Genomic DNA, 24,506 nt, shown 5'->3' on the forward strand with positions numbered 1-24,506 from the left:
CTCAGTCGGGCAGGTGGGGGGCCGCGGTCGGGTCGGACGAGCCGAGCTGGACGGCCCGGCGCACCGCGGCACCGCCGAACTTGTTGCGCACGGCGTCGATGACGTCGTCGAGCTCGGCCCCGCTGGTGACGTCGAGCGGCAGCGCCAGCTGCGCCGGCTGGTCGTCGAGCGAGCCCAGCGAGACGCCGATCAGGGTGATGCCCTTCTCCTTGATGACGCCAGCGCGCGACGCCAGCAGGGTGCGCGCGACGTCGAGCACCGTGACGGTGTGGGCCGTGGGGCGCGACAGCGTGTGGGACGACGTCGAGCGGGTGAAGTCGCCGAAGCGCAGGCGGATCGTCACGGTGCTGCCCGTGCGACCGGCCGACCGCATGCGGCGCGTGACCCGGTCGACCAGGCTCAGCAGCATCAGGTCGAGCTCGGCGGGGGAGTGCTCGCCCCGGCCCAGGGCGTGCTGGGCCCCCATCGAGCCGCGGCGCGTCCCGGTCTGCACGGGCCGGGGGTCGCGGTTGTGGGCCAGGGCGTGCAGATGACGTCCGGCACCCGGGCCCAGCAGCGCCACGAGCTCGCTCTCGAACATCTCGGCGACGTCGCCGACCGTCGTGATCCGCGCGTCGCGCAGCTTGCCCGACGTGACCTTGCCGACGCCCCAGAGCCGCTCGACGGGCAGGGCGTGCAGGAACTCGAGCTCGCGGTCGACGGGGACGACCAGCAGGCCCTCGGGCTTGGAGACCGCCGACGCGACCTTGGCGAGGTACTTGGTGCGCGCCACGCCGACCGAGATCGGCAGCCCGACCCGCTCGCGGACGTCGACGCGCAGCTGCGCCGCGATCGTCGACGGCAGGCCGCGGATGCGCCGCAGGCCGCCGACCTCGAGGAACGCCTCGTCGATCGAGATGCCCTCGACGATCGGGGTCGTGTCGTGGAACACCTCGAAGACCGCCCGGCTGGCCTCGGTGTAGGCCGCGAACCGGGCCGGGACGACGACGGCGTCGGGGCACACCTGCAGCGCCTGGCGTCCGCCCATCGCGGTGCGGACGCCGCGTGCCTTCGCCTCGTAGCTGGCGGCCAGGACGACACCGCCGCCCACGATGACCGGACGTCCGCGCAGGGACGGGTCGTCGCGCTGCTCGACCGAGGCGTAGAAGGCGTCGAGGTCGGCGTGCAGCACGGTCCCTTCGGACAGTGCTCCGTCGGTCATGACACCACTGTCGCACCCGCCACCGACACGCGCGCCGAACCGCGGGGCGATTGGCCTCGGCACCGCCCGGCGGGTTACGATTCTCTTCGGCCTGTTCGCAGGTTGATCTTTCGTCGTGCTCTTGGATGGATGAGTGAACGTGCATATCGGACCGCTGGTCTTCGACACCCACGAGATGGGTCGCAAGCCCGGTGCCGAACGCACCTTCACGAGGTCCGTCGAGGCGCCGGCAGAGATGGGTTACGACGTCTACGCCGTGCCCGAGGGCTCCACGATCGAGCTCGAGCTCCGGCTCGAGGCGATCATGGAGGGGATCTTGGCAACGGGAACCTTCTCGGCACGGGCCGTGGGCGAGTGCGTGCGATGCCTGGACCCGATCGACGAAGCTGTCGTGGTGGGATTCCAGGAGCTGTACCTCTACGACGCACCCTCCAGCCAGGAGGAGGCGGACGAGGAGGATCATGTCCTCGAGGACGAGCTGCTCGACCTCGAGCCCGTTCTGCGGGACGCGGTGGTGCTCGCACTGCCGCAGAACCCGTTGTGTGCTCCGGACTGTCCGGGACTGTGCCCCGAGTGTGGGGCGCGACTCGCGGATGACCCAGGGCACACACACGGTGAGGCGATCGACCCGAGATGGGCGTCGTTGAGCCAGCTGGCGGAGCAACCGGTCCCGTCAGCCGACCAGTCAGAGTCGGACACCTCGTCCGACGACAGCAAGGAGTAGATCGTGGCCGTTCCGAAGAGGAAGATGTCGCGCAGCAACACGCGTCACCGTCGTTCGCAGTGGAAGACCACCGCGACGGCGATCGTCGACTGCGCCAACCCCGCGTGCGACTCCAAGGTGCAGCCGCACCACGCGTGCACCAAGTGCGGTCAGTACGGAGCTCGCGGCGAGCGCCGCCAGGTCCTCTGATCCCTGAGACACCGGCAGAGGCTGGGGAGCTGCGGGAGGTCCTGGGAGTCCAGGACCTCGATCCGCAGCTCCTCCAGCATGCCCTGACCCATCGTTCCTTCGCCTACGAGAACGGCGGGGTGCCGAACAACGAGCGCCTCGAGTTCCTGGGCGACTCGGTGCTCGGGCTGGTCGTGACCGACACGCTGTTCACGAACCACCCCGACCTGCCCGAGGGCCAGCTCGCCAAGCTGCGGGCCGCGGTCGTCAGCGCCAAGGCGCTCGCCGAGGTCGCGCGCACGCTGGGCGTCGGCGAGCACGTGCGCCTCGGCCGCGGCGAGGAGTCGACCGGCGGTCGCGACAAGGCCTCGATCCTGTCCGACACCGTCGAGGCCCTGCTGGGCGCGATCTACGTGCAGTTCGGCATCGAGCGGGCCGCCGAGGTCGTCCACCGGGTCTTCGACCCCGTGATCGCGGTCGCCGCCGAGCTCGGCGCCGGCCTCGACTGGAAGACGTCGCTGCAGGAGATCTCGGCCAACAACGGCCTGGGCGTGCCGCACTACGTCCTGGTCGGCACCGGCCCCGACCACGACAAGAGCTTCACCGCCGAGGTCGTCGTCGGCGACCGCACGTACGACGGCGGGCACGGCCGCTCCAAGAAGGAGGCCGAGCAGATGGTCGCCGAGATCGCCTGGCGTCGCATCAGTGCCGGCCTCGAGACCCCCAGCGCCTGACGGTGCCTGAGCTCCCCGAGGTCGAGGTCGTCCGTCTGGGCCTCGTCGACCACGTCGTCGGACGCCGCATCGCCGGCGTCACGGTCCACGACGTCCGCTCGCTGCGGCGGCACCTCGCGGGCCCGGCCGACTTCGTCCACCGCCTCGAGGGGCGGACGGTCGTGGGCGCCGCCCGACGCGGCAAGTACCTGTGGATGCAGCTCGACGAGGGTGACGCCGTGCTGTGCCACCTGGGCATGAGCGGACAGTTCCTCGTCTCGGCGCCGGACGCGCCGCCGCACCGTCACCTGCGCATCACGCTGACGCTCGACGACGAGAACGAGCTGCGATTCGTCGACCAGCGCATCTTCGGCGGCATGGCGTTCAGCGAGGACGGCGCCGAGCTGCCGCCCGAGATCGCCCACATCGCCCGCGACCCGCTCGACCCGCGGTTCGACCCGGCGGAGTTCGCCGCGCGCATCCGCCGGCGCCAGACCGGCGTCAAGCGGGCGATCCTCGACCAGACCCTGATCTCGGGCGTCGGCAACATCTACGCCGACGAGTCGCTGTGGCGCACCCCGCTGCACTACGCCCGCAACACCCGGCACCTGCGCACCCGCGAGATCGAGGCGCTGCTGGGGCACATCGGCGAGGTCATGACCGAGGCGCTGGCCCAGGGCGGCACGTCGTTCGACGCGCTCTACGTCAACGTCAACGGCAACAGCGGCTACTTCGACCGGTCGCTCAAGGCCTACGGGCAGGAGGGGCGGCCGTGCGAGCGGTGCGGCACGCCGATCCGCCGCGACGCCTTCATGAACCGGTCGTCGTTCTGGTGCCCCGTGTGCCAGCCCCGCCCCCGCAACGGCCGGTTCTGACCCCGGTAGCCTTCCGCGCATGACCCTGACGCTGGAACGGATGAGCGCCGAGCGGTTCGTCCTCTGGAACGAGCACCTGGTCGCGAGCTTCGCCCAGGACAAGATCGACGCCGGCAGCTGGCCCGAGGAGGGCGCGCTCGAACGGTCCGCCCGCGAGAACGCCCAGCTGCTGCCGCACGGCGTGGCCACTGCGGGGCACGACCTGTTCGTTGCGCTGGTGGACGGCGACGAGGTCGGGTTCCTGTGGCTGTTCACCGATCCCGCGGCGGTGCCGCCCGAGTCGTTCGTCTACGACATCGAGATCGTGGAGGGACGCCGCGGCGAGGGGCTCGGTCGAGCGCTGCTGGAGGCGGCCGAGGGCTGGTGTGCCGACCACAGCGTCGCGACCCTTCGGCTGCACGTGTTCGGCCACAACGAGACCGCGATCGGCCTGTACGAGTCGTCCGGTTTCGAGACCACCGACATCACCATGGCCAAGCGGATCCGATGACCGACCGCTACGGCGTCGAGGCGTCGGAGCGGTTCGTCGACGAGCCGCCCAAGCGTCCCGGACGCACGCCGTTCGAGCGCGACCGGGGACGCATCGTGCACTCGGCGGCGCTGCGGCGGCTGTCGGCCAAGACGCAGGTGATGGGTCCCGGCTCCGACGACTTCGTCCGCAACCGCCTGACGCACTCGCTCGAGGTGGCCCAGGTGGCGCGTGAGCTCGGCAAGGCGCTCGGCTGCGACCCCGACGTCGTCGACTCCGCCGCGCTGGCGCACGACCTGGGGCACCCGCCGTTCGGCCACAACGGCGAGGTGGCGCTCGACGAGGCGGCACAGGCGTGCGGCGGCTTCGAGGGCAACGCCCAGACGTTGCGGATCCTCAGCCGACTCGAGTCCAAGACGTTCGCGCCGGACGGCCGCAGCGTCGGGCTGAACCTGACGCGGGCGACGCTCTCGGCGTGCGTCAAGTACCCGTGGGCGCGAGGGGACGCGCCGGACGGGTCGGGCAAGTTCGGCGTCTACGCCGACGACATGCCGGTCTTCGCCTGGCTCCGCGATGGTGCACCGGCGTTGCGCCGGCCGGTCGAGGCACAGGTCATGGATCTCGCGGACGACATCGCGTACTCGGTGCACGACGTCGAGGACGGTGTGGTCGGGGGCTGGTTCGGCCTGCGCGACGGCGAGATCGACATCGCCTCGATCCACGACGTCGCCCGCGACTGGTACGACCCGACCGCCCACGACGACCGGCTCGATGCCGCCCTCGACCGCCTGCAGCGCATGCGGGAGTGGCCCACGACGTCCTTCGACGGCAGCCGCGCCGAGCGGGCGGTGCTGAAGAGCCTCACGAGCGCCCTGATCGGACGGTTCGCCAACGCGGCCGAGCGCGCGACCGTCGAGGCGTGGGGCAGGGGACCCCTCACCCGGTTCGAGGCCGACCTCGAGGTGCCGGTGGACACCCTCGACGAGATCACGGTGCTCAAGTCGATCGCGGCCCACTACGTCATGCTCGCCGACGACCGCGCGGGCCTCCTCGGACGTCAGCGCGAGCTGCTGCTGGCCCTCGTCGACGTGCTCGCCGATTCCGACGGACGCGAGCTCGAGGCGGAGTTCGCCGCCGACTTCGCCGCCGCGGTCGACGACGCCGGGCGTCGCCGCGCCGTGATCGACCAGGTCGCGAGCCTCACCGACGTGTCGGCCAGGGTCTGGGCGGCCCGTCTGCTGCCCTGACGGTCGGTGCGCCGGACTACGATCACCTCATGGCCGGGCGCATCAAGGACGAGGACATCCAGCTCGTCCGTGAACGCACCCGCATCGACGAGGTCGTCGAGCAGTACGTGACGCTCAAGAACGCCGGCGGCGGTTCGCGCAAGGGCCTGTGCCCGTTCCACGACGAGAAGTCGCCGTCGTTCAACGTGCGGCCCTCGGTGGGCTCGTACCACTGCTTCGGCTGCGGGGCCGGCGGCGACGTCTTCAAGTTCGTGATGGAGATCGAGGGGCTCAGCTTCGTCGAGACCGTCGAGCGGCTCGCGGCCAAGAGCGGCATCACGCTGCGCTACGAGGACGGCGGCACGCCGGGGCCCCGGCGCGACCCCAACCAGCGCCCGCGGCTCCTGGCCGCGCACCGCGAGGCCGGCGCCTTCTACGCCACCACGTTGCAGTCGTCGCCCGACGCCCAGGCCGGACGCCAGTTCGTCAAGGACCGCGGCTTCGACCAGGCCGCCGCCGAGACCTTCGGCATGGGCTTCGCGCCGCGTGGCGGCGAGCAGCTCGTCGCGCACCTGAAGGGCAAGGGCTTCACCGACGACGAGCTGGTCGTCGGCGGGCTCGCCTCCCGCGGCAGCCGCGGGCTCTACGACCGGTTCCGCGGACGGCTGCTGTGGCCGATCCGCGAGATGACGGGCGAGATCATCGGCTTCGGCGCGCGCCGCATGTTCGACGACGACCGGGTCGAGGCCAAGTACCTCAACACGTCCGAGACCCCCATCTACAAGAAGAGCCAGGTGCTCTACGGGCTCGACCTGGCGCGGCGGTCGATCTCGTCGTCGGGGCAGGCCGTCATCGTCGAGGGGTACACCGATGTCATGGCGTGCCACGAGGCCGGCGTCAAGACCGCGGTCGCGACGTGCGGCACGGCGTTCGGCGAGGACCACGCGCGCGTCATGCGCCGCCTGATGCTCGACGACCAGGCGTTCCACGGCGAGGTCATCTTCACGTTCGACGGCGACGAGGCCGGCCAGCGGGCCGCGATCAAGACGTTCAACGGCGACCAGCAGTTCGTCGCGCAGACGTACGTGGCCGTCGAGCCGCGCGGCATGGACCCGTGCGACCTGCGCCTGGCCGACGGCGACGCGGCGGTGCGCGACCTCGTGGCGTCCCGCATCCCGCTCTACCGGTTCGTGCTCGACAACATGCTGGGCAAGTACGACCTCGACCGGGGCGACCAGCGGGTCGACGCGGTGCGCGAGGCGGTGGGGCTCGCCTCGGCGATCCGCGACCGCTCGAAGGTCGACGAGCTGCTGCGCGAGATCGCGGGCCGCGTCGGCACCGACGTCGACCAGGTGCGCGGCGAGCACCGGCGTCGTGTCGCGATCGCGGCCAAGCAGGCCAAGGACGGGCCCCCGGCGCACGGCGTGCAGGCCGGCACCGCGACGCAGGAGGCCCCGGCGCCGTCCCTGCCGTCGCCCGCGGTGAACTTCGGGCAGCCGCAGTTCGCCGACGAGCGCGAGGCGCTCAAGGCGATCGTGCAGCACCCGCACCTGGTCGCGGTGCACGCCGCCGACCTCGACGACGACGACTTCACGCACCCGATCTCGAAGGTCATCTGGAAGCACGTCGAGGCGATGGCGTGGCCCAGCACGCCCGACGCCAACTGGCTGCCCCGGCTGGCCGACTCGATCGCCGACGACGACGCCAAGCGCATCCTGTCGATCGCCGCGGTCGAGCCCATGCGCGCCCGCGACGGCAACACGGGGGCCGTCGTGACGTCCGTGATCCTGCGCCTGCAGATGCTGACGCTGGGGCGTCGCATCGGTGAGACCAAGTCGAGGCTGCAGCGCACCAACCCGATCGATCAGGCCGACGACTACAACCGGATGTTCGGCGAGCTCATCGGCCTCGAGCAGCAGCTGCGCCAGCTGCGCGACCGGCTGCTCAGCGGCGACGTCCCCAGCTGACCGCGAGTGCCGGGGGAGTGCACAGGCGTCGGGAGGACGGCTGCGCGAGCCTCGCCCCGACAGCAGGCTGGCGGCATGGATCGCTTCGTCCGCACGCTCATGTCGGCCTCACCGCTCGCTGCCGAGGACGAGCTCGCGCTGGCGCGGCGGGCCCGCGACGGCGACGAGCGGGCGCGGCACGAGCTGATCACGTCCGGCCTGCGATCCGTCGCGCTGAGGGCGTGCTCGCTCGGCATCCGCGGCGACGACCTCAGCGATGCGGTGCAGTCGGGCGCCGTGGGCCTGATCCGCGCCGTCGACCGGTTCGACCCCGAGCGTGGCGTCCGGCTCTCGACGTTCGCGTGGCGGTGGATCGGCGCCGAGATGGTGCGCCGGCACCGTCCGGAGGTGCCGCTCGACGATCTCGAGCCAGCATCCGAAGACGACGTGACCCGTGACCCCGACGGGCTCGACGACCTGCTCCGGGACCTGCCCCACGACGGGGCCGCGGTGCTCCGCATGCGCTTCGCCGGCGGGGGTTCCGGGGAGGATCCACTGTCGCGCGAGGCGGTGGGGGAGCGGCTGGGACTGACGATCTCGCAGGTCCGGACGATCGAGGGCAAGGCGATGCGACAACTGCGCCTGGGGCTTGCTAATGTTGTCCACCGTGCTCCTCATCCGTGAGGCGCCGATCCCCCATAGCTCAATTGGCAGAGCATTCGACTGTTAATCGGAGGGTTCTTGGTTCGAGTCCAAGTGGGGGAGCAGGGAGTGCCCCTGACCAGTGCGGACGCGAGTCCGGGCCGGTCAGGGGCACTGCTGTTTTCGACCAAGGTGTGGACTCCGGGACTCTAGGTTCACAGCACCGCGGCGGGCCAGGACTTGTCTCCATCAAGGTCGCGAGCCGACAGGTGGTTGCCGTCATCGATGGATCGCGGTGACCCGCGACGTCCGCGATCTGCGACAGAGGTGCGCCACTCTCGCGATACGTGTTTGGTGCATTCGGCTCCCGACGATCGTGATGACACTCGTCGAGCCACCTGGTGGGTGGGACGCGGGAGAGGCCGGCGTTGGTGGAGTGACTCGATTGCACCCGTGTGTCTGTGTCTCCTCGCAACCTGGAGTCATTTGTCCGACGATGACCGATCGCGCGGCTGGGTGATCGTCGTCCTCTGGGCCTTGACAGTCGTGGTGCTGGTGTCCGGACATGTTCGCCGACTGCGCTGACAGGGCCCCGACGAGTCACCCGGTCTGAGAGGTGCGCCTGCACCCGAAGCAGCGATCAAGCGTGAGCCTTGACATCTGAACTTCAGTTCGTGAATACTTTCTCTCAAGAGGGGAGTACCCCACTCGCGGCACCACCGTCAGTTCGGTCGGCAAGGTCCGGCCCGGTGTGTCGGCCGCCCCTGATGTCGTGGGGCGGCGGGAGAGACCTCCAACGGCCCGCATCGGCGGGCGTGGAGGTAAGCATGGATGTTCCCCTGTGGGCCTGGACAGCGGTCCTGGTCGTGATCTTGGCGATGCTGGCGGTGGACCTCGTCGCGCATCGCACGGCTCATGTCGTCTCCGTCAGGGAGGCGGCCACCTGGTCGGCCATCTGGGTGAGTCTTGGTCTCGCCTTCGGTGGCGTCATCTGGTGGGCCTACGGCGCCCAGCGCGCAGGCGAGTACTACGCCGGCTACCTGATCGAGAAGTCCCTGGCCGTCGACAACGTCTTCGTCTTCGCCCTCATCTTCAGCTACTTCGCCGTCCCCCGGGAGTACCAGCACCGCGTCCTGTTCTACGGAGTGCTCGGCGCCCTCATCTTCAGGGCGATCTTCATCAGCGGCGGCGTGATCCTGATCGAGCAGTTCGCGTGGGTGCTGTACGTGTTCGGCGCCTTCCTGGTCCTCACGGGCTGGCGGATGTTCACGCATCGCAACGAGGAGATGGACCTGACGCGGAACCCCGTGCTGCGTCTCCTCCGTCGATGGGTGCCCACCAGCTCCGAGTACCACGGCCAGAAGTTCTGGGTGAAGAAGGCGGGCACGTGGGTGGCGACGCCGCTGTTCGTCGTCCTGGTGCTGGTCGAGGTCACCGACATCGTCTTCGCCGTGGACTCCATCCCGGCCATCTTCGCGGTCACCCAGGAACCCTTCCTGGTCTACACCAGCAATGCCTTCGCCATCCTCGGTCTCAGGGCGATGTACTTCCTGCTCGCCGACCTCATCCACCGCTTCATCTACCTGAAGGCCGGTCTGGCCGCGATCCTCGTATTCGTCGGCGTCAAGATGCTCCTCCTCGACGTCTGGAAGGTCCCGATCTGGCTCTCGCTCACCGTGATCGCCACCAGCATCAGCGTGGCCGTCGTCCTCAGTCTGCGAGCGACCCGCCACGCACCTGCCCAGCACGGCGACGACGGCGCGGACACCGGCGGGTCGGACGGTGCCGAGGATTCCACGACAGCAGATCGATGACGACCGTCGATCACTCACCGGCCCAACACGTAGTCGACAAGGAAGAGGTTCGCATGATGGATGAGAACATCACGGAGGTCATCGTCTCCGTCCTGGTCATCGGAGCACTGGGGTTCCGGACACTGCCCGTGGCCCGGCGATGGGCGCCGCGGGGAATCGGCCCAGCCATGCTGCCCGTGAACGGTGGCGCGACGCTCTTGCCGTCCGACCCTGCACCTTCCGACGCCCGTCGCGCGCCCCGTCGCGTGCCGATGCCGTCGAGCAGTGCCGTCTCGCGGCGCCGCGTCCGCAGGGCTCGCCGCGGGCACGGGCGGGGGGCGGCACGGATCTGTCAGGTCGTCGGTGGATGCGATCCCTGGACCAGGTCCACGAAGGCTCCCAGGGTGACGCCGGCCTCGAGCTCGTGGCGGAAGCGCTCGGACCGGACGACCTCGTAGTGGTTGCGGCGGCCGACCTTCTCCTTCTCGATGTAGCCCTCGCTCACCAGGTCGCGGACGATGTGCTGCACGGCTCGCTCGGTGATGCCGACCGCGGTCGCCACGTCACGCGTGCGCACGTGAGGGTCCCGGGACAAGCACACCAGGACGTGCCCGTGGTTCGAGAGAAAGGTCCATCCGCCGACGCTCATCCGAAGCAGAGTACGCGGCTCGCAGTTCGCACGAAAGGCTCGGCACCTGTGCCACGGCGTCGGCGGTTGTGGCTCCGGACCGGCGCCCGTGTCACTACCGTGGCGGGATGAGTCTCCTGCCGACGCGCGACGCCTCCGAGGCCAACTGGATCGTCTCGGCCGAGGGACCGTGGTACGTCGTCGGCACCTACGGCCCCCCGGTCTTCGAGACGTACGCGCGAGTGGCACTGCACCGTGACGACGTGACGGCGCACGGGTACTCCCACCACCCGGCCGACGACAAGCGGATCCTGGCAGCGGTGCTGGCGGTCCTCGGCGACCACACGTCCACCCCCGACGCCCTGAACGTCGCCATCTGGGTCGGGTTCGGCCACTCACTTCCGCGCGCCGCCCACTTCGAGATCCCCGCCCGCGAGTTCGCGCTCCTGACCGGCACCGTCGAGGACGCCCTCGACCCGACGTCACTCGACCTCGAGCCGGGAGCGATCGAACTGCCCCAGATGATCTGGCCGCACGACCGCGCGTGGATGGTCTGCTGGGACGTCGACGAGGTGAACAACTTCTCCGTGGGTGGATCGGCTGTCGCCATGGCACGGCTCCAGGCAGCAGACCGGGTCAGTGCCGAGATCGTCCCGTACGGCACGCCCGAGGACGACTGGACCTGGTAGCCCACCACGGTCGCGCCTCCGAGGCTACGGTTACGGCGTGAACCAGCCGGGTCCGACGGCCTCCGTGGCCGCCGTCGTCGTGATGATCGGCGTGACGGAGCCGTGACGCGCAGGGGACAGACCGTGGCGGCGTGCGTCGGCGTGGCACTGGCCGGGACCGTCGCGTGGATCGTCGGGTGGGACCTGTCGTCCCGGTACGGCTACGACACCTACGACAACCTCGTGGGTGGCAGCGGCATCGTGGCGGTCGTCCTCGCCCTGATCGCGCTGCCGCGGTCGGGATGGGCCCGCGTCCCGCTGCTCGCCTCCGTCGTCGTGTCGGCCCTGATGGCGTACGCCCGGTTCGACCCGTCACCCAACGCCGGCGACATCGACGTGACACCGCTCTTCCTCCCGCCGCTGGTCGTCATCTTCGGGGTGACCGCGCTGTTCATGGTGGCCATGAGGGTGTCGCCGGACGGCGCGCGGAACCGGAGGACGTGATGAGGACGACGCGGGTCGAGGTGCGGATCAGGGTGGGGTGGAACAACCTCTTCGAACGATTCCTCGTCACCGGCGACGACCGGGCGGCCGCCCTTCCGCGGGTCTCGCAGCGGCTTCTCGACGACCTCGCGGTGTGGCAGGACCATCTGCTGGAGAACTTCACGCCGGAGGACTCGGTGCGGGCGGGCACCTGGCGCGAGAACACCCGCTGGTGGTTCGTCGCCGAGGCCCGACGCCTCGAGAACGAGTTCCGCCGCCAGCTCGACGGGAGTGCTCACGTCGTGCGCGTGAGCCCCTACCCGGGCAGCATCCCCATCCAGATCTACGCCGACTACAGCGACTGGCCCCTGTGGGGCGTCGGGGGTGGCACCGGTCCGGAGGACTTCCCGACCCTCAGCGACCAGCTCCGGGACGACCTCGTGTCCTGGGCACTGGCCACTGAGGTGGGCAGTCCGTCCGAGCAGGTCGGCACGCAGCTCGTCGCCCGGCTCCGGGCCGAGCTCGGCCACGAGTTCGACGTCACCTTCTAGGCCGGACGGACGCGGGACGAACCCCTGGCCTTCGGCCATGGACGTCTTCGCGGACGCCACCGACTTCCCGTACGTCTCGGCCACGTCCGCCGACGTGTGGGACGTGGAGCGTCGGCTGCCGTCGCTGTTCGCACTCCTTCCGTCCGAGGTCGAGCGCCTGCGGGCGGCGCTCGCTGCGGCGTGCGAGGCGCGGTCGATCGTGTTTACCGCAGGTAGGTGAGGACGGCCTCCACGTCGTGGTCGACGGCGGCGGCATGGGCGCCCACACTGGGGTGATGGACGTCACGGAGTGTGGAGAAGGACCGCGCCTGGCCCGGACGGGCCATCTGCTCTGTGGGCCGACATGGCCCCTCCGGGCGAAGCGCTCGGGGTCTGCCGCCGGCCACTCTCGAGGTGCAGGTTCCGCAGGGGAATCGCACCGTGAGAAGGGAACACCGTCATGCCACTCATCGAGGTCAGTGTCATCAAGGACGTCTTCAGTCCGCAGCAGAAGCGCGAGATCATCTCGAGGCTCACCGACGCGCTCGTCGGCATCGAGGGTGAGAACATCAGGCCCGTCACCTGGTGCGTCGTGCGCGAGGTCCAGAGCGGTGACTGGGGCATCGCGGGCAATGCGCTCACGACGGCCGACGTGCATGCTCTGGCTGCCGGCGCCGGGGTGTGAGGAGCTTCGCCCCTCGAGGCAGCCCGTCGAGCGGTGGCCATGATCGCCCAGGAGCTGGCCACCGCCGAGGCGGCGCTGAGAGCCGGACGGTGGGACGAGGCGGCCCTGGGCTTCGGGGGCCTCATCGACCGGACCGGCGACCCACGCGCTCACGACGGTCTCGCGCAGGCGGCGTGGTGGCTCGATGACGCCGAAACCGCCATGGCTGCCCGGGAGGCCGCCTATCGGGGGTTTCGCGAGCTGGGTGACCAGCGGGCTGCTGCGGTTGTCGCCGCGACGATGGGATACGACTCCATCCTCTTCGGTCACGGCGTGCCCGTCGGACGGGGATGGTTGGCCCGCGCCGCAGATCTTCTGGCGGGACTGGGCGATCTGCCGGAGGCCGGATGGCTCGAGGCCCGCAGCGCGGAGGTCGCGCTCACCGTCGGTTCGGCGGCGCGAGCGGGACTGGAGCACGCGCGTGCGGCCGAGCTGCTGGGTCGGACGACGGGGACGGACGATCTGACGATGGTCGGGCAGGCCCTCGAAGGTTTGGCTCTGGTTCAGCTCGGCGACGTCACTGCCGGCATGGAGCTGCTGGATGCTGCCGCAGGCGCCGCCACGGCCGGCGACGTCGAGGACCTGATGTGGATGGGCAAGATCTGCTGCTGGCTCGTCAGTGCGTGCCAGGACGCGCGCGACCCGGTCCGAGCGGCGACGTGGTGTGCCCGCATCGACGAGATCTGCACTCGTCACGACCTGGCGCCTCTGCTGTCCGTCTGCCGTGTCCAGTACGCCAGCGTGCAGATCGCACGGTGCGAGTGTGTCGCCGCGGACGCGGTACTGACCGGCGTGGTGAGCGGACTGACGCGTTCGGTGCGGGGATCGCGATGGGAGGCCGTGGCCCAGCTGGGGGAGCTGCGCCGCCGGCAAGGTCGGCGGAGAGAGGCTGAGGTGCTCCTCGTCCAGGCCGACTTCCGACCCGACGCGCTCATCAGCCGCTGCCGCCTGCACCTCGACCGGGGCGACGGGGACGGGGCCTGGTCGATGGTGACCGAGCTGTCGCGCGGCGTGTCAGCAGATGGTCGGTTGGCGCGAGCGAGAGTGCTGGCCGTGGTGGTCGAAGCGGCTGTGGCTGTCGGGAGGATCGACGCGGCGACAGCGGCCGAGGTCGAGCTGCGCGGGATCGCGACGGCCATCGGCACCGATGCGCTCCGTGCGGAGTCGGCCGCCGCCCGTGCGCGGCTCGCCGGGGACGACGCCAGTGCGATGGGCGCGTGGCAGGACGCGCTTCGGTACGCGGTGGCGGCAGGGCTTCGGTTCGACGAGGCCGAGTACCGCGTGGCGTACGCCGCCGTCCTGCACGGACAGGGGGACGTCGGTGGCGCGCACGACCACGCGGAGCGGGCTCTCGCCCTGCTCGCACCTCTCGGTACCGGACCGTCCATCGATCGGGCGAGGACCCTTCTCGGGCGTCATGTCGCCGGCGTCCTGTCCGCGCGGGAGACCGAGGTCCTGCGACTGCTCGCCGGGGGGCTGTCCAACGCTGAGATCGCCGCCGAGCTGTTCCTCAGCACGCACACCGTGCACCGGCACGTGGCCAACATCTACAGAGCGCTCGACATCTCGTCGCGCGCTGCTGCTGCCACCTACGCGACGAGGAACGGGATCGTCTGACCGCCGCTCGGCGGCGTCAGCGCGGGGGAGTCGGAAGGGTGCTCCTGTAGTCATGCACCAGCAGCGCGAGGCTCAGCGAGATGAAGGAGTCGGAGTCATCGAGGTCGACCATGAGCATCGACTCGAGCTTGCGCAGGCGTCCGTAGAGGGCCTGCCGGCTGATGCCGACGTCGTGGGCGAGCGCCGTCTTGTTGCCGCGCAGCCCGACGTAGGCCCGCAACAGGTCGAGCAGCTCGTGCTGTTGAGCGGGCGCGAGCGACAGCAGTGGGCCGAGCTCTGACTCCGCGAACGCGAGCAGCCGCTCGTCGTCCTGCAGCTGCGCGACCAGACCCCGGATGCGGACGTCGGTCGACCGGAAGTAGCCGAGGTCGGAGACGGGCATGGCGCGGGCCGCCTGCGCGATGTTGACCGTCGTGCGCATGCGCGAGGCGGCCACCAGCAGCTGCGGCGCGGGCCGGCCTACCCCCATGACGGGCCCGCGCGATCCCGGACGCCCCGGAGCGAGCCGGTCGAGGGCCGCCGCGAGGCGGGTCAGCGTCGCGTCCTCGGGGGTCGTGCGGCCCAACGCGACGATGACGCCGACACCGCCCGGCGTGAACCCGCCGGCGAACCCGTCGACGCGTGCCTCTCGCAGCGCGCGCGACACGGTGTCGAGGTGGGCCCTGGTGCGTCGCTGCCCCGAGATCTTGTCGGAGGCGGTCGTCGGCGCCGACTCGAACATCACGGCGACCGGCAGGTACAGCGCAGCGGCCGGCATGCCGAGGGCGCGGGCCTGGGCGACGCCGTCGTCCTCGTCCTGCAGGCGCCCCTCGGTGAGGTCGAGGAGCAGCGACTCCTGGGCCCGGAACTGCAGGCTCTCGGTGTCGCGCTCGACCAGGCGCGAGATCTGAAGCGCCTGCGCCGCGCGCTGCAGCACCAGGGCTGCACGGGTGGGATCGTCCACCGCCTCGGGGATGACCAGACGTCCCCACGGTGCACCGCGGACACCCACGCGACACGTCACCCAGCGGTCGGCGCCCCACGGCCCCGGCTCGTCGCGGGTCGGGCTGCGTCGTGATCGCTCGTCCCAGTCGACCAGCAGCGACTTCTGCGGACGCCGCTGCGGCGCGAGCGCCAGCACCCGGTGGGTCAGGTCCTCCAGGACGACCGGCAGGTCGATCAGGTCGGCCGCCGCCGAGACGATCGTCTGGGCGTCGGCGATGTCGAGGCTCAGGGCGGTGAACACCTCGTGGGTGCGCTGGGCGAAGGCCAGGCCCTGGTACTGCTCGCCGACGATGAGTCGGTGGACCGCCTCGGTGATCGAGACGAACCGCACCGGTCGCCGCAGGACGACCAGGGGCACCTGCCGCCGCTCCGCCTCGTCGACGACGTCCTGGGGGAGCGTGGCCGCGAGGTCGGCGAGCTCGACGACGAGCCCGCAAGCGCCCGCCACCGACAGCTGCTCGAGGAACCGTGCCGGGTCGGCGGTCGGCCCCACGAGCGGCAGACCCGTGGTCAGGACGACCTCGCTGCCGCCCAGGACGCTCGCGACGTCGTCCACCTCCGTGACGTGGACCCACCGGACGATGCGGTCGAGCGCGTCGCCGCCGGCCAGCACCAACGGATCGCCGTCGGCGACGACGTCCAGGTCGAGGATCGAGCGCAGGGTCAGTGGCACGGCTCGACGGTACCCGCGGGTTCACACATTGTCATGCTGTCAACCAGGATCGAGACGCTGTGTGAATGGCGTCGGGCCTCGAACTCGGCGAGGATGGGGTCATCACCGGACGAGGAGGAGCATGACGCGGCACTCGACGGTCTTCGAGCGCCTCGCGCCGAGCGCGAGCGCCGTCACGGAGTCCCTGCGGTCGACCCGCTCGGCGGTGTTCTGGCTCGAGGACGCACCGCTCGTCAGCCGTCCCCAGCTCGTCGGATCGCACACCGCCGACCTGACGGTCGTCGGCGGCGGCTACACGGGCCTGTGGACCGCGGTCTTGGCCAAGCGCCGCGACCCGTCGGCCCGCGTGGTGCTGCTCGAGGCGCAGACGATCGGCTGGGCGGCATCGGGCCGCAACGGCGGGTTCGCCGAGGCGAGCCTGACCCATGGCGAGGACAACGGTCGCACCCGGTGGCCGGACGAGTACGACACCCTCGAGCGGATGGGTCTGGAGAACCTCGACGCGATCGAGCGCGACGTCGCCGAGCTCGGCATGGACGTCCAGCTCGAGCGCACCGGGACGCTCGAGGTCGCCTACGAGCCCCACCAGGTGCAGTGGCTGCGCGAGGCCGAGCACGGCGAGCTCCTCGAGCGCGACGCCGTGCAGGCCGCGATCGCCAGCCCCGTCTACGCGGCGGGGCTGTGGACCAAGGACCACTGCGCTCTGGTCCACCCCGGGCGCCTGGCCTCGGAGCTCGCACGGGTGGCCACCGACCTCGGCGTCGAGATCTTCGAGCACTCCGCGGTCACGGGCCTGCGGACGCGCGCGGGCGGTGTGGCGGTCGAGACCGGACGCGGCGTGGTGCGCAGCACGCAGGTGGCGCTGGGCACCAACGTCTTCCGTCCGCTGCTGCGTCGCGCACGCCTGTCGACGGTGCCGGTCTACGACTACGTCCTGATGAGCGAGCCGCTGAGCGACGCGCAGATGGCCGACCTCGGCTGGCGCGACCGCCAGGGCGTCAGCGACCTGGCCAACCAGTTCCACTACTCGCGCCTGACGGCCGACAACCGCATCCTCTACGGCGGCTACGACGCGGTCTACCACGCGGGAGGCCGGGTGCGTCCCGAGTACGAGGACCGCGAGGCGTCGTACCGCACCTTGGCGTCCCACTTCCTGACGACGTACCCGCAGCTCGAGGGCCTCGGCTTCAGTCACCGCTGGGGCGGCGCGATCGACACGTCGACCCAGTTCTGCGCCTTCCACGGGCTCGCGCGCCGCGGACGCGTCGCCTACGCCGCGGGCTTCACGGGGCTCGGCGTCGCGGCGACCCGCTTCGCCGCCGAGGTCATGCTCGACCGGCTGGCGGGCGAGAGCACCCCCCGCACGCAGCTCGAGATGGTGCGCAAGAAGCCGCTGCCGTTCCCGCCGGAGCCGTTCGCGAAGATCGGCATCGAGGCCACCAAGTGGTCGCTCGACCGTGCCGACCACCGCGAGGGCCACCGCAACCTGCTGCTGCGCACCCTCGACCGTCTCGGCCTGGGGTTCGACTCGTGACGACCGACCGCGTGCTCACCGACGACGCGCTGGCCACGACGTTGACCGTCGACGGCCTCCACCCGGCCGACGTGGTCGCCGGGACGCCCGTCGCGTCGTCGACCGAGCTGGTGGCGGCCCGGGGCGTCGAGGTCGGCGTCTGGGAGCTGACGGCCGGCACGGTCACCGACACCGAGGTCGACGAGGTGTTCATCGTGCTCACGGGCCGGGGTGAGGTGGCGTTCGCCGACGGCGAGGTCGTCCCGGTCGCCCCGGGGACCGTCGTGCGCCTGCGCGCCGGGGAGCGCACCACCTGGACCATCACCGAGACGCTCCGCAAGATCTACGTCCTGCTGCCCGACACGGAGGATCCGCCCGCATGACCACAGCGCCCATCACGGACGTCGTCCAGAACTACGTCGACGGTGCGCTCGTCGACTCCGCGGCGACCGACTTCATCGAGCTCGTCGACCCGACGACGGGACGTGTCGACGGCCGCTCGCCCGTGTCGACGGCCGACGAGGTCGACGCCGCCTTCCGGGCGGCACAGCGCGCGTCGAGGACGTGGAGGCGCACGACCCCGAAGGCGCGCCAGCTCGCCCTGCTGCAGATCGCCGACGCGGTCGAGGCGGCCCGCGACGAGCTCGTCGCGCTGCAGTCGCGCGACACGGGGCAGATCAAGGCGCACATCGCGACCGAGGAGATCGACCAGGGCGTCGACCAGCTGCGCTTCTTCGCCGGTGCCGCCCGCCTGCTGGAGGGCAAGGCGACGGCCGAGTACGTCGAGGGACTGTCGTCGAGCATCCGTCGTGAGCCGATCGGCGTCGTGGCGCAGGTGACGCCGTGGAACTACCCGTTCGCGATGGCGATCTGGAAGATCGCCCCGGCGCTCGCGGCCGGCAACACGATCGTCCTCAAGCCCAGTGACACGACCCCGCGCTCGACGGTCCGGCTGGCGGAGATCGCCGGTGGGATCCTGCCGGCCGGCGTGCTCAACGTCGTCAACGGCAACGCCGACACCGGACGTCTGCTGGTCGAGCACCCCGTGCCCGGCCTCGTCGCGATCACCGGGTCGGTGCGCGCCGGCATCGAGGTCGCGGTCTCGGCGGCCAGGAACCTCAAGCGCGCGCACCTCGAGCTGGGCGGCAAGGCGCCCGCTGTGGTCTTCGCCGACGCCGACCTGCAGAAGGCCGCCGAGGGCATCGCGGTCGGCGGGTTCTTCAACGCCGGTCAGGACTGCACGGCCGCGACGCGCGTGATCGTCCACGAGAGCGTGCACGACGAGCTGCTGAGCCTGCTCGTCGAGCAGGCGAGGGCCTCGCGCCCCGGCGCGCCGGACGACGACACGGCCGCCTACGGGACGCTGAACAACGCGGGCCACCTCGCCTCCGTCGAGCGGATGGTCGCCGGGCTGGGCGACCACGCCACGATCGAGACCGGTGGCCACCGCGTCGACGGCGACGGCTTCTACTTCGAGCCGACGATCGTGTCCGGCGTCCGGCAGGACGACGAGATCGTCCAGCAGGAGGTGTTCGGCCCCGTCCTGACGGTGCAGGCGTTCAGCACCGACGACGAGGCGACCGATCTGGCCAACGACGTGCCGTACGGCCTGGCCGCGAGCGTGTGGACCAAGGACCACGGTCGCGCGCTGCGGATGACCGCCGACCTCGACTTCGGCTGCGTGTGGGTCAACACGCACATCCCGTTCGTGTCGGAGATGCCGCACGGTGGGTTCGGCGCGTCGGGGTACGGCAAGGACCTGTCGGCGTACGGGCTCGAGGACTACACCCGGGTCAAGCACGTCATGAGCAACGTGGAGGCATGAGCATGAGCACACAGCAGACCAGGTCCGAGGTCGACGTCGTCGTCATCGGGGCCGGCGCCACGGGCCTGTCCGCGGCGCACACCCTGCAGAAGGCCGGGCGATCGGTGGTGGTGCTCGAGGCGCGCGACCGCGTCGGCGGACGCCTGTGGACCGACGAGGTCGACGGCGTCGACCTCGAGCTCGGCGGCCAGTGGGTCTCGCCCGACCAGGAGGAGCTGCTGCGCACGATCGACGAGCTGGGCCTCGAGACGTTCTCGCGCTACCGCGAGGGCGAGTCGGTCTACATCGGCATCACGGGGGAGCGTCGCACGTTCGAGGGCGAGCAGGTCCCGGTGTCGCCCGAGGTCGAGAAGGAGATGACGCGGCTGACCGAGCTGCTCGACTCCCTCGCCGAGCAGATGGATCCCGCCCGTCCGTGGGAGGCGCCGTACGCCGACGAGCTCGACCGCCAGACGTTCGCGGCGTGGCTCGAGGCCGGGTCCGACGAGCCGGAGGCGCGCGACAACATCGCGATGTTCATCGCCCAGGCCATGCTGACCAAGCCCGCGCACAACTTCTCGGCCCTGCAGGCCGTCCACATGGCGGCCAGTGCCGGCAGCTTCACGCACCTCGTCGACTCCGAGTTCATCCTCGACAAGCGCGTCGTCGGCGGTCTGCAGAGCGTCCCCCTGGCCCTGGCCGAGCGTCTCGGCGACGCCGTGCGCCCCGGCCACGACGTCGAGCGCGTCCGGTGGAGCGACGACGGTGTCGAGGTCGTCGCCGGCGACGTGGTCGTGTCGGGCCGCCACCTCGTGCTGGCCGTGCCGCCGACCGTCGTGTCGCGCATCCGGTTCGACCCGCCCCTGCCCACCGAGCAGCGCGAGGCCCACCAGCACCAGTCGTTCGGACAGGTCATCAAGCTGCACATCACGTACCCGACGCCGTTCTGGCGGGACGCGGGACTGTCCGGCACCGTCTTCAGCCCCTACGAGCTGGTGCACGAGGCGTACGACAACACCAACCACGGCGACACCCGCGGGACGCTCGTGGGGTTCGTGTCGGACGAGCGTGCCGACGGGGTGCTGCGGCTCTCGCCGGAGGAGCGGCGCGGCGCGATCCTGGCGTCCCTGGCGGCGTACTACGGCGACCAGGCGCTCGAGCCGTCGTCGTACTTCGAGAGCGACTGGACGTCCGAGGAGCTGGGCCAGGGCGCGTACGCGTCGAGCTTCGACCTCGGCGGCCTGACCCGGTTCGGCGCGCGTCTGCGCGAGCAGGTCGGCCCGATCCAGATCGGCAGCTCCGACGTGGCCGGGCTGGGCTTCCAGCACGTCGACGGAGCCCTGCGGGTCGGCGCCGAGATGGCGCACCACATCATCAACCACTGACCTCCGAGAGGCGAGCCATGAACGTCCGCACCCCCAGCCCCGACCACGACCGTCTGCAGCAGTCCGCCAAGGACCACCTGATCCTGCACTTCTCGAAGCAGGAGATCGACGACCTCATGGTGCTCGACCGGGGCGAGGGGCCGTACGTCTACGACACCCACGGCGCGCAGTACATCGACGCCCTGTCGAGCCTGTTCTGCTCGCAGCTGGGGTACTCCTACGGGGCCGAGATGGCCGAGGCGGCGTCGCAGCAGCTGACGCAGCTGGCGTTCAACACGAGCTGGGGCACGGCGCACCCCGCCACGATCGACCTGGCCGAGAAGGTCAGCAGCCTGGCGCCGGCCGACGACTACCGGGTCTTCTTCACCGGCGGCGGCTCGGAGTCGGTCGAGTCGGCGTGGAAGATGGTGCGCGAGCACTTCATCGCGATCGGCCAGCCGCAGCGCACCAAGGCCATCGCGCGCGATCGCGCCTACCACGGCGTGACGCTCGGGGCGCTGTCGTTCACCGGCGTGCAGCCGTTCAAGGAGGGCTTCGGCACCCCGCCGGTCGCCGTCACGAAGGTGTCGAACACCAACCGGTTCCGTCAGCCCGACGGTCACGACGACGCGGCGTTCTGCGCGCGGCTGCTGGCCGAGGTCGAGGACGCGATCGTGGCGGCCGGCGCCGACGAGGTCGCCCTGATCATCGCCGAGCCGGTGCAGAACGCCGGCGGCTGCTTCACGGCGCCGGCCGGCTACTGGACGGGCCTGCGAGCCATCGCCGACAAGTACGGCGTCCTGCTGATGGCCGACGAGGTCATCACGGGGTTCGGACGCATCGGCGAGTGGTTCGCGTCGTCCCGCGAGGGCGTGGCGCCCGACCTCATCAGCGTCGCGAAGGGTCTGACGTCGGCGTACGCGCCGATGGGTGCGGTCCTGGTCCGCGAGCGTGTCATCGCCCCGCTGGTCGAGCACAAGAAGGTCTTCCGTCACGGCATCACGTTCGGCGGTCACCCCCTCAGTGCGGTCATGGCGGCCAAGAGCATCGAGATCATCGAGCGCGACCAGGTGCTCGAGAACGTCCGCTCGCAGGCGGGTGCGCTGGGCGACCGGGTCAAGACGCTGCTCGACCTGCCGATCGTCGGCGACGTCCGCGGTGCTGGCTTCTTCTGGGCGATGGAGCTGGTCAAGGACGACGACGCCACCCGGTTCGACCAGGCCGAGCGTGACGACCTGCTGCGCGGCTTCCTGCCCAAGCGCCTGCGTCGCGCCGGGCTCATCGCCCGCTGCGACGACCGCGGCGACGCCGTCCTGCAGATCGCCCCGCCGCTGATCAGCGACGGGGCGCTGCTCGACGACATCGTCGGACGCCTGCACGAGGTGCTGACCGACGCCGGCGCGCACATGGGCGTGTGAGGTCCACGAGGCGGACCTAGCGGAGACCGGGCGACGTCCCGGGGAGCTCGCGGCTGTCCACCAACGCACGGGCGACGTCGGTCAGCTTCACGTTCCCGTCCTGCGAGTAGCGCCGCAGGATGGTGAACGCCCGGTCGGCGTCGACGTCGAAGCGCTCCATCAGGACCCCCTGGGCCTGACCCACGATGGTGCGCGAGTCGAGGGCGTTCTGGAGGTTCTCGCGCAGGGTGACGGCGGCGAGCGCGGCCGCCGCGTGGCTCGCGAACAGGCTCGCCACGTGGGCGTCCTGCTCGGTGAACTGCCGCACGTGGTCGCCGTAGAAGTTGATGACGCCGATCCGCTGACCGGCGGCCCGCAGCTCGGCCGAGAGGACGCTGACGAGCCCGAGGTCGACGACGACCGGCCCCCACCGCGGCCAGCGGGTGTCGCGCGCGAGATCGGCGGACATGATCGTCCGTGACGGCATCGCCGGGTCGACGCCGGGCCCCTCCCGCAGCCGCTGCTGCAGACCGTCCGCCTCGAGGACGACGGGTGCCGACGACACGACCGTCTCGAACGTCCGCCGGCGACGCATCATCATGATGCCGGCGAACTGCGTGCCGATCGTGGTGGTGCCGAAGTCGACGATCTGCGCGGCGGTCTGGGCCACGGTGGCGGCTTCGCTGAGGTCGCTCGCCAGTCGAGCGAAGGCTTCGTCCGGTGTCTCTGCCATGGTGGCCCTGACGTTGGGCGCCCGGTTGGACGATCCCTCACTGTAGGCCCCGTCGTGCCCGTCGCGTGCACCCGCGCCCGGCGAACCCTACGGCCGGGGCGTGCGGATGCCGGCGACGACCTCGCCGGCGAGGCGGACGAGGGCGAAGAGCGCCGCGAGACCCACGGCGGTGGCGGCCGGGATCTGCAGCCACAGGGGAGCCGTGTCGCCCCACGAGCCGTCTCCGACCAGGACGCTGCCGACCAGCAGGACGTACCGCACGATCAGCACGAGACCGAAGACGCTGAACGCGAACGATGCCGCGGTTCTGGCTCGGGCCGCCCACGGGGGGAGGGGTGCGTCGGTCACGGGGAGATCCTGTCACCGCAGCGGGGGCTCGTGCCACCATCGCCCCTCAGCGGCACGAGACACCGGGCGGCCGGTAGGTTTGGCGCACCACGGGGAGGTAGCTCAGCCGGTTAGAGCAGGGGACTCATAATCCCTGGGTCGTGGGTTCGAGCCCCACCCTCCCTACCACTGCTTCGCACTCCATCGCCGGTCCCTTGAACAGGCCGGTGGTGCGGGAGCTGACGATGACGTCCTCGGCCAGCAGGAGTCTTCTCGGTGTGCGCATCCAGACACTGTGACGCGGCGCGATCGACGGCGGCGCGCAGTTGGTCGAGAGTTCACCTGCGCGGACGTGATCACGGGTGCGCGGGTCACAGCCATCCGCGCGGATCGTCATCGGTCTCGTCCGACGTCAGGATGAACGTGGCGGTCGGACCGTGCTCGGCGAGGCAGGAGTGCAGCACGCGCTCGTCGACGTGGTCGAAGCACGTGAACGCGGCGAACGTGCTCCCGCTGTGCTCGAACGAGGTCGCGGTGAGCCCGGCGGAGGCGGCGGCGTCCGTGAGCGCGTCCGCGCCGGACGGCGTGTCCACCTTGTAGAGCCACAGGGCGGGCGAGGCGTCTGGTTCGTTGGAGTGAGGATGCGCGGACATCGAAGCCTTCTCGATCGGAGGTGCTGCGCCCGGCGGGAGTGTGCCCACGCGGTGGCGGGCCCGGACGGAAGTGACGTCGTCGGGTCGGACGGGGACCCGGCGGCGCCGCTGGCCAGAAATGTATACGAGGTTTACACCTCAGGCTGAACTTCGCCCACGTCGGGACCTGGTGCACCTGTAGGTTCGAGGACCACCGGACCACCGGACGACCGAAGGGGCACCATGCGCGACGCCGTGATCTTCGACCTCGACGGCACGTTGTGCGACACGACCGAGATCGTGCACCTCATCGAGGGGGACGACAAGGACTTCCCGGCCTTCCATGCCGCGTCCGCCGGCTGCCCGCCGCACGAGGACGTCGTGACGGCGGCCCGCGAGCAGGCCGCCCTGGGGCGCGCCGTCATCGTCGTGACGTCTCGCGAGTTCGTCTGGCGCGACCTCTCGCTCGACTGGCTCGTCGCGCACGACGTGCCGCACGACGCCCTGCACATGCGGATCGTCGGCGACTACCGCAAGGACGTCGTGGTCAAGAGGGAGATCCTGCAGCAGATCACCGACGACGGGTTCACGGTGCTGGAGGCGTGGGACGACCAGCCCGCCGTGATCGACCTGTGGCGCGAGCACGGCATCGACGTGCACCCCGTCGGGTGA

Annotated in this window: 27 protein-coding genes and 2 tRNA genes; 23 read left to right on the forward strand and 6 right to left on the reverse strand. The window is 70.8% G+C overall.

The window, feature by feature from the left end; translation table 11 throughout:
• Nucleotide 1: 1 nt before the first annotated feature.
• On the reverse strand, nucleotides 2-1,201 hold the full coding sequence (dinB, locus tag IFT73_RS03010; RefSeq protein WP_192166322.1) for a DNA polymerase IV: 1,200 nt from the start codon (nucleotides 1,199-1,201) through the stop codon (nucleotides 2-4).
• A 175-nt stretch (nucleotides 1,202-1,376) separates the two neighbouring features.
• On the opposite strand from dinB, the gene IFT73_RS03015 reads away from it, so the two are divergent.
• The 10 genes from IFT73_RS03015 to IFT73_RS03055 all read left to right on the forward strand — a co-directional run bounded on the left by IFT73_RS03015 (nucleotide 1,377) and on the right by IFT73_RS03055 (nucleotide 9,778).
• Complete coding sequence (locus IFT73_RS03015) at nucleotides 1,377-1,925, forward strand: DUF177 domain-containing protein (RefSeq protein ID WP_056610065.1); 549 nt, start codon at nucleotides 1,377-1,379, stop codon at nucleotides 1,923-1,925.
• A 3-nt stretch (nucleotides 1,926-1,928) separates the two neighbouring features.
• A complete protein-coding gene (rpmF, locus tag IFT73_RS18775) occupies nucleotides 1,929-2,114 on the forward strand; it encodes a 50S ribosomal protein L32 (protein ID WP_056607529.1) in 186 nt (61 codons plus the stop codon).
• Entirely contained in the window at nucleotides 2,030-2,827 is a 798-nt protein-coding gene (rnc, locus tag IFT73_RS03020; RefSeq protein ID WP_369797557.1) for a ribonuclease III, read from the forward strand. The genes rpmF and rnc overlap by 85 nt, the downstream gene beginning before the upstream one ends.
• Nucleotides 2,828-2,829: 2 nt before the next feature.
• Nucleotides 2,830-3,681, forward strand: a complete 852-nt coding sequence (mutM, locus tag IFT73_RS03025; RefSeq protein WP_192166323.1) for a bifunctional DNA-formamidopyrimidine glycosylase/DNA-(apurinic or apyrimidinic site) lyase — start codon at nucleotides 2,830-2,832, stop codon at nucleotides 3,679-3,681.
• A 19-nt stretch (nucleotides 3,682-3,700) separates the two neighbouring features.
• Nucleotides 3,701-4,171 (forward strand): N-acetyltransferase, encoded by a 471-nt coding sequence (locus tag IFT73_RS03030; RefSeq protein WP_192166324.1) that lies wholly within the window; start codon nucleotides 3,701-3,703, stop codon nucleotides 4,169-4,171.
• A complete protein-coding gene (locus IFT73_RS03035; protein WP_192166325.1) occupies nucleotides 4,168-5,397 on the forward strand; it encodes a deoxyguanosinetriphosphate triphosphohydrolase in 1,230 nt (409 codons plus the stop codon). Before IFT73_RS03030 ends, IFT73_RS03035 begins: the two co-directional genes overlap by 4 nt.
• Nucleotides 5,398-5,426: 29 nt before the next feature.
• The gene (gene dnaG / locus IFT73_RS03040; protein WP_192166326.1) at nucleotides 5,427-7,343 is read left to right on the forward strand and encodes a DNA primase; all 1,917 of its coding nucleotides are present in this window, start codon (nucleotides 5,427-5,429) and stop codon (nucleotides 7,341-7,343) included.
• Nucleotides 7,344-7,418: 75 nt separating this feature from the next.
• Nucleotides 7,419-8,006: a sigma-70 family RNA polymerase sigma factor gene (locus IFT73_RS03045; RefSeq protein WP_192166327.1), complete on the forward strand. Its 588-nt coding sequence runs from the start codon at nucleotides 7,419-7,421 to the stop codon at nucleotides 8,004-8,006.
• A gap of 8 nt (nucleotides 8,007-8,014) precedes the next feature.
• A tRNA-Asn gene (locus IFT73_RS03050) sits at nucleotides 8,015-8,087 on the forward strand.
• 704 nt (nucleotides 8,088-8,791) lie between these two features.
• The gene (locus tag IFT73_RS03055; RefSeq protein ID WP_192166328.1) at nucleotides 8,792-9,778 is read left to right on the forward strand and encodes a TerC family protein; all 987 of its coding nucleotides are present in this window, start codon (nucleotides 8,792-8,794) and stop codon (nucleotides 9,776-9,778) included.
• A 331-nt stretch (nucleotides 9,779-10,109) separates the two neighbouring features.
• Here IFT73_RS03055 and IFT73_RS03060 read toward each other — a convergent pair whose 3' ends face one another.
• Nucleotides 10,110-10,406 carry a winged helix-turn-helix transcriptional regulator gene (locus tag IFT73_RS03060; protein WP_192166329.1) on the reverse strand — a complete coding sequence of 99 codons (297 nt, stop codon included), beginning with the start codon at nucleotides 10,404-10,406 and terminating at the stop codon, nucleotides 10,110-10,112.
• A 107-nt stretch (nucleotides 10,407-10,513) separates the two neighbouring features.
• Between IFT73_RS03060 and IFT73_RS03065 the strand changes: the two genes are divergently transcribed.
• From IFT73_RS03065 to IFT73_RS18780, 6 genes are all read left to right on the forward strand, one after another.
• Nucleotides 10,514-11,074 carry a hypothetical protein gene (locus IFT73_RS03065; protein WP_192166330.1) on the forward strand — a complete coding sequence of 187 codons (561 nt, stop codon included), beginning with the start codon at nucleotides 10,514-10,516 and terminating at the stop codon, nucleotides 11,072-11,074.
• Between the two features lie 102 nt (nucleotides 11,075-11,176).
• Complete coding sequence (locus IFT73_RS03070) at nucleotides 11,177-11,557, forward strand: hypothetical protein (RefSeq protein ID WP_192166331.1); 381 nt, start codon at nucleotides 11,177-11,179, stop codon at nucleotides 11,555-11,557.
• Complete coding sequence (locus IFT73_RS03075; RefSeq protein ID WP_192166332.1) at nucleotides 11,557-12,087, forward strand: hypothetical protein; 531 nt, start codon at nucleotides 11,557-11,559, stop codon at nucleotides 12,085-12,087. The genes IFT73_RS03070 and IFT73_RS03075 overlap by 1 nt, the downstream gene beginning before the upstream one ends.
• A 37-nt stretch (nucleotides 12,088-12,124) precedes the next feature.
• A complete protein-coding gene (locus IFT73_RS03080) occupies nucleotides 12,125-12,307 on the forward strand; it encodes a hypothetical protein (protein WP_192166333.1) in 183 nt (60 codons plus the stop codon).
• 219 nt (nucleotides 12,308-12,526) lie between these two features.
• Nucleotides 12,527-12,751, forward strand: coding sequence for a tautomerase family protein (locus tag IFT73_RS03085; protein WP_192166334.1), 225 nt, complete (start codon nucleotides 12,527-12,529; stop codon nucleotides 12,749-12,751).
• 39 nt (nucleotides 12,752-12,790) lie between these two features.
• Nucleotides 12,791-14,407: a helix-turn-helix transcriptional regulator gene (locus tag IFT73_RS18780; protein ID WP_192166335.1), complete on the forward strand. Its 1,617-nt coding sequence runs from the start codon at nucleotides 12,791-12,793 to the stop codon at nucleotides 14,405-14,407.
• A 16-nt stretch (nucleotides 14,408-14,423) separates the two neighbouring features.
• On the opposite strand, the gene IFT73_RS03095 is transcribed toward IFT73_RS18780, so the two are convergent.
• Entirely contained in the window at nucleotides 14,424-16,064 is a 1,641-nt protein-coding gene (locus tag IFT73_RS03095; protein ID WP_192166336.1) for a PucR family transcriptional regulator ligand-binding domain-containing protein, read from the reverse strand.
• Nucleotides 16,065-16,185: 121 nt separating this feature from the next.
• Between IFT73_RS03095 and IFT73_RS03100 the strand changes: the two genes are divergently transcribed.
• Genes IFT73_RS03100 through IFT73_RS03120 form a run of 5 tightly spaced genes read left to right on the forward strand, consistent with a single transcriptional unit; the run spans nucleotide 16,186 to nucleotide 22,163 of the window.
• Nucleotides 16,186-17,598, forward strand: coding sequence for an FAD-binding oxidoreductase (locus IFT73_RS03100; RefSeq protein WP_192166337.1), 1,413 nt, complete (start codon nucleotides 16,186-16,188; stop codon nucleotides 17,596-17,598).
• A complete protein-coding gene (locus IFT73_RS03105; protein WP_192166338.1) occupies nucleotides 17,595-17,960 on the forward strand; it encodes a cupin domain-containing protein in 366 nt (121 codons plus the stop codon). The genes IFT73_RS03100 and IFT73_RS03105 overlap by 4 nt, the downstream gene beginning before the upstream one ends.
• A complete protein-coding gene (locus tag IFT73_RS03110; RefSeq protein ID WP_192166339.1) occupies nucleotides 17,957-19,402 on the forward strand; it encodes a gamma-aminobutyraldehyde dehydrogenase in 1,446 nt (481 codons plus the stop codon). Before IFT73_RS03105 ends, IFT73_RS03110 begins: the two co-directional genes overlap by 4 nt.
• Nucleotides 19,399-20,766, forward strand: a complete 1,368-nt coding sequence (locus IFT73_RS03115; RefSeq protein ID WP_244632842.1) for an NAD(P)/FAD-dependent oxidoreductase — start codon at nucleotides 19,399-19,401, stop codon at nucleotides 20,764-20,766. Before IFT73_RS03110 ends, IFT73_RS03115 begins: the two co-directional genes overlap by 4 nt.
• 17 nt (nucleotides 20,767-20,783) lie before the next feature.
• Complete coding sequence (locus IFT73_RS03120) at nucleotides 20,784-22,163, forward strand: aminotransferase class III-fold pyridoxal phosphate-dependent enzyme (RefSeq protein ID WP_192166340.1); 1,380 nt, start codon at nucleotides 20,784-20,786, stop codon at nucleotides 22,161-22,163.
• A gap of 16 nt (nucleotides 22,164-22,179) precedes the next feature.
• Here the strand turns inward: IFT73_RS03120 and IFT73_RS03125 are convergent, their stop codons facing one another.
• Together IFT73_RS03125 and IFT73_RS03130 are read right to left on the reverse strand one after the other, a co-directional pair.
• Nucleotides 22,180-22,875: a GAF and ANTAR domain-containing protein gene (locus IFT73_RS03125; RefSeq protein WP_192166341.1), complete on the reverse strand. Its 696-nt coding sequence runs from the start codon at nucleotides 22,873-22,875 to the stop codon at nucleotides 22,180-22,182.
• 87 nt (nucleotides 22,876-22,962) lie between these two features.
• A complete protein-coding gene (locus tag IFT73_RS03130; RefSeq protein ID WP_192166342.1) occupies nucleotides 22,963-23,223 on the reverse strand; it encodes a hypothetical protein in 261 nt (86 codons plus the stop codon).
• A 91-nt stretch (nucleotides 23,224-23,314) separates the two neighbouring features.
• On the opposite strand from IFT73_RS03130, the gene IFT73_RS03135 reads away from it, so the two are divergent.
• Nucleotides 23,315-23,391: transfer RNA gene (locus IFT73_RS03135), tRNA-Met, on the forward strand.
• Between the two features lie 182 nt (nucleotides 23,392-23,573).
• On the opposite strand, the gene IFT73_RS03140 is transcribed toward IFT73_RS03135, so the two are convergent.
• Nucleotides 23,574-23,855, reverse strand: coding sequence for a hypothetical protein (locus IFT73_RS03140; RefSeq protein ID WP_192166343.1), 282 nt, complete (start codon nucleotides 23,853-23,855; stop codon nucleotides 23,574-23,576).
• Nucleotides 23,856-24,077: 222 nt separating this feature from the next.
• Here IFT73_RS03140 and IFT73_RS03145 point away from each other — a divergent pair, with 222 nt between their 5' ends.
• Nucleotides 24,078-24,506 carry a hypothetical protein gene (locus IFT73_RS03145; protein WP_192166344.1) on the forward strand — a complete coding sequence of 143 codons (429 nt, stop codon included), beginning with the start codon at nucleotides 24,078-24,080 and terminating at the stop codon, nucleotides 24,504-24,506.

It is taken from the genome of Aeromicrobium sp. CFBP 8757 (assembly GCF_014841755.1).
Classification (GTDB): domain Bacteria; phylum Actinomycetota; class Actinomycetes; order Propionibacteriales; family Nocardioidaceae; genus Aeromicrobium.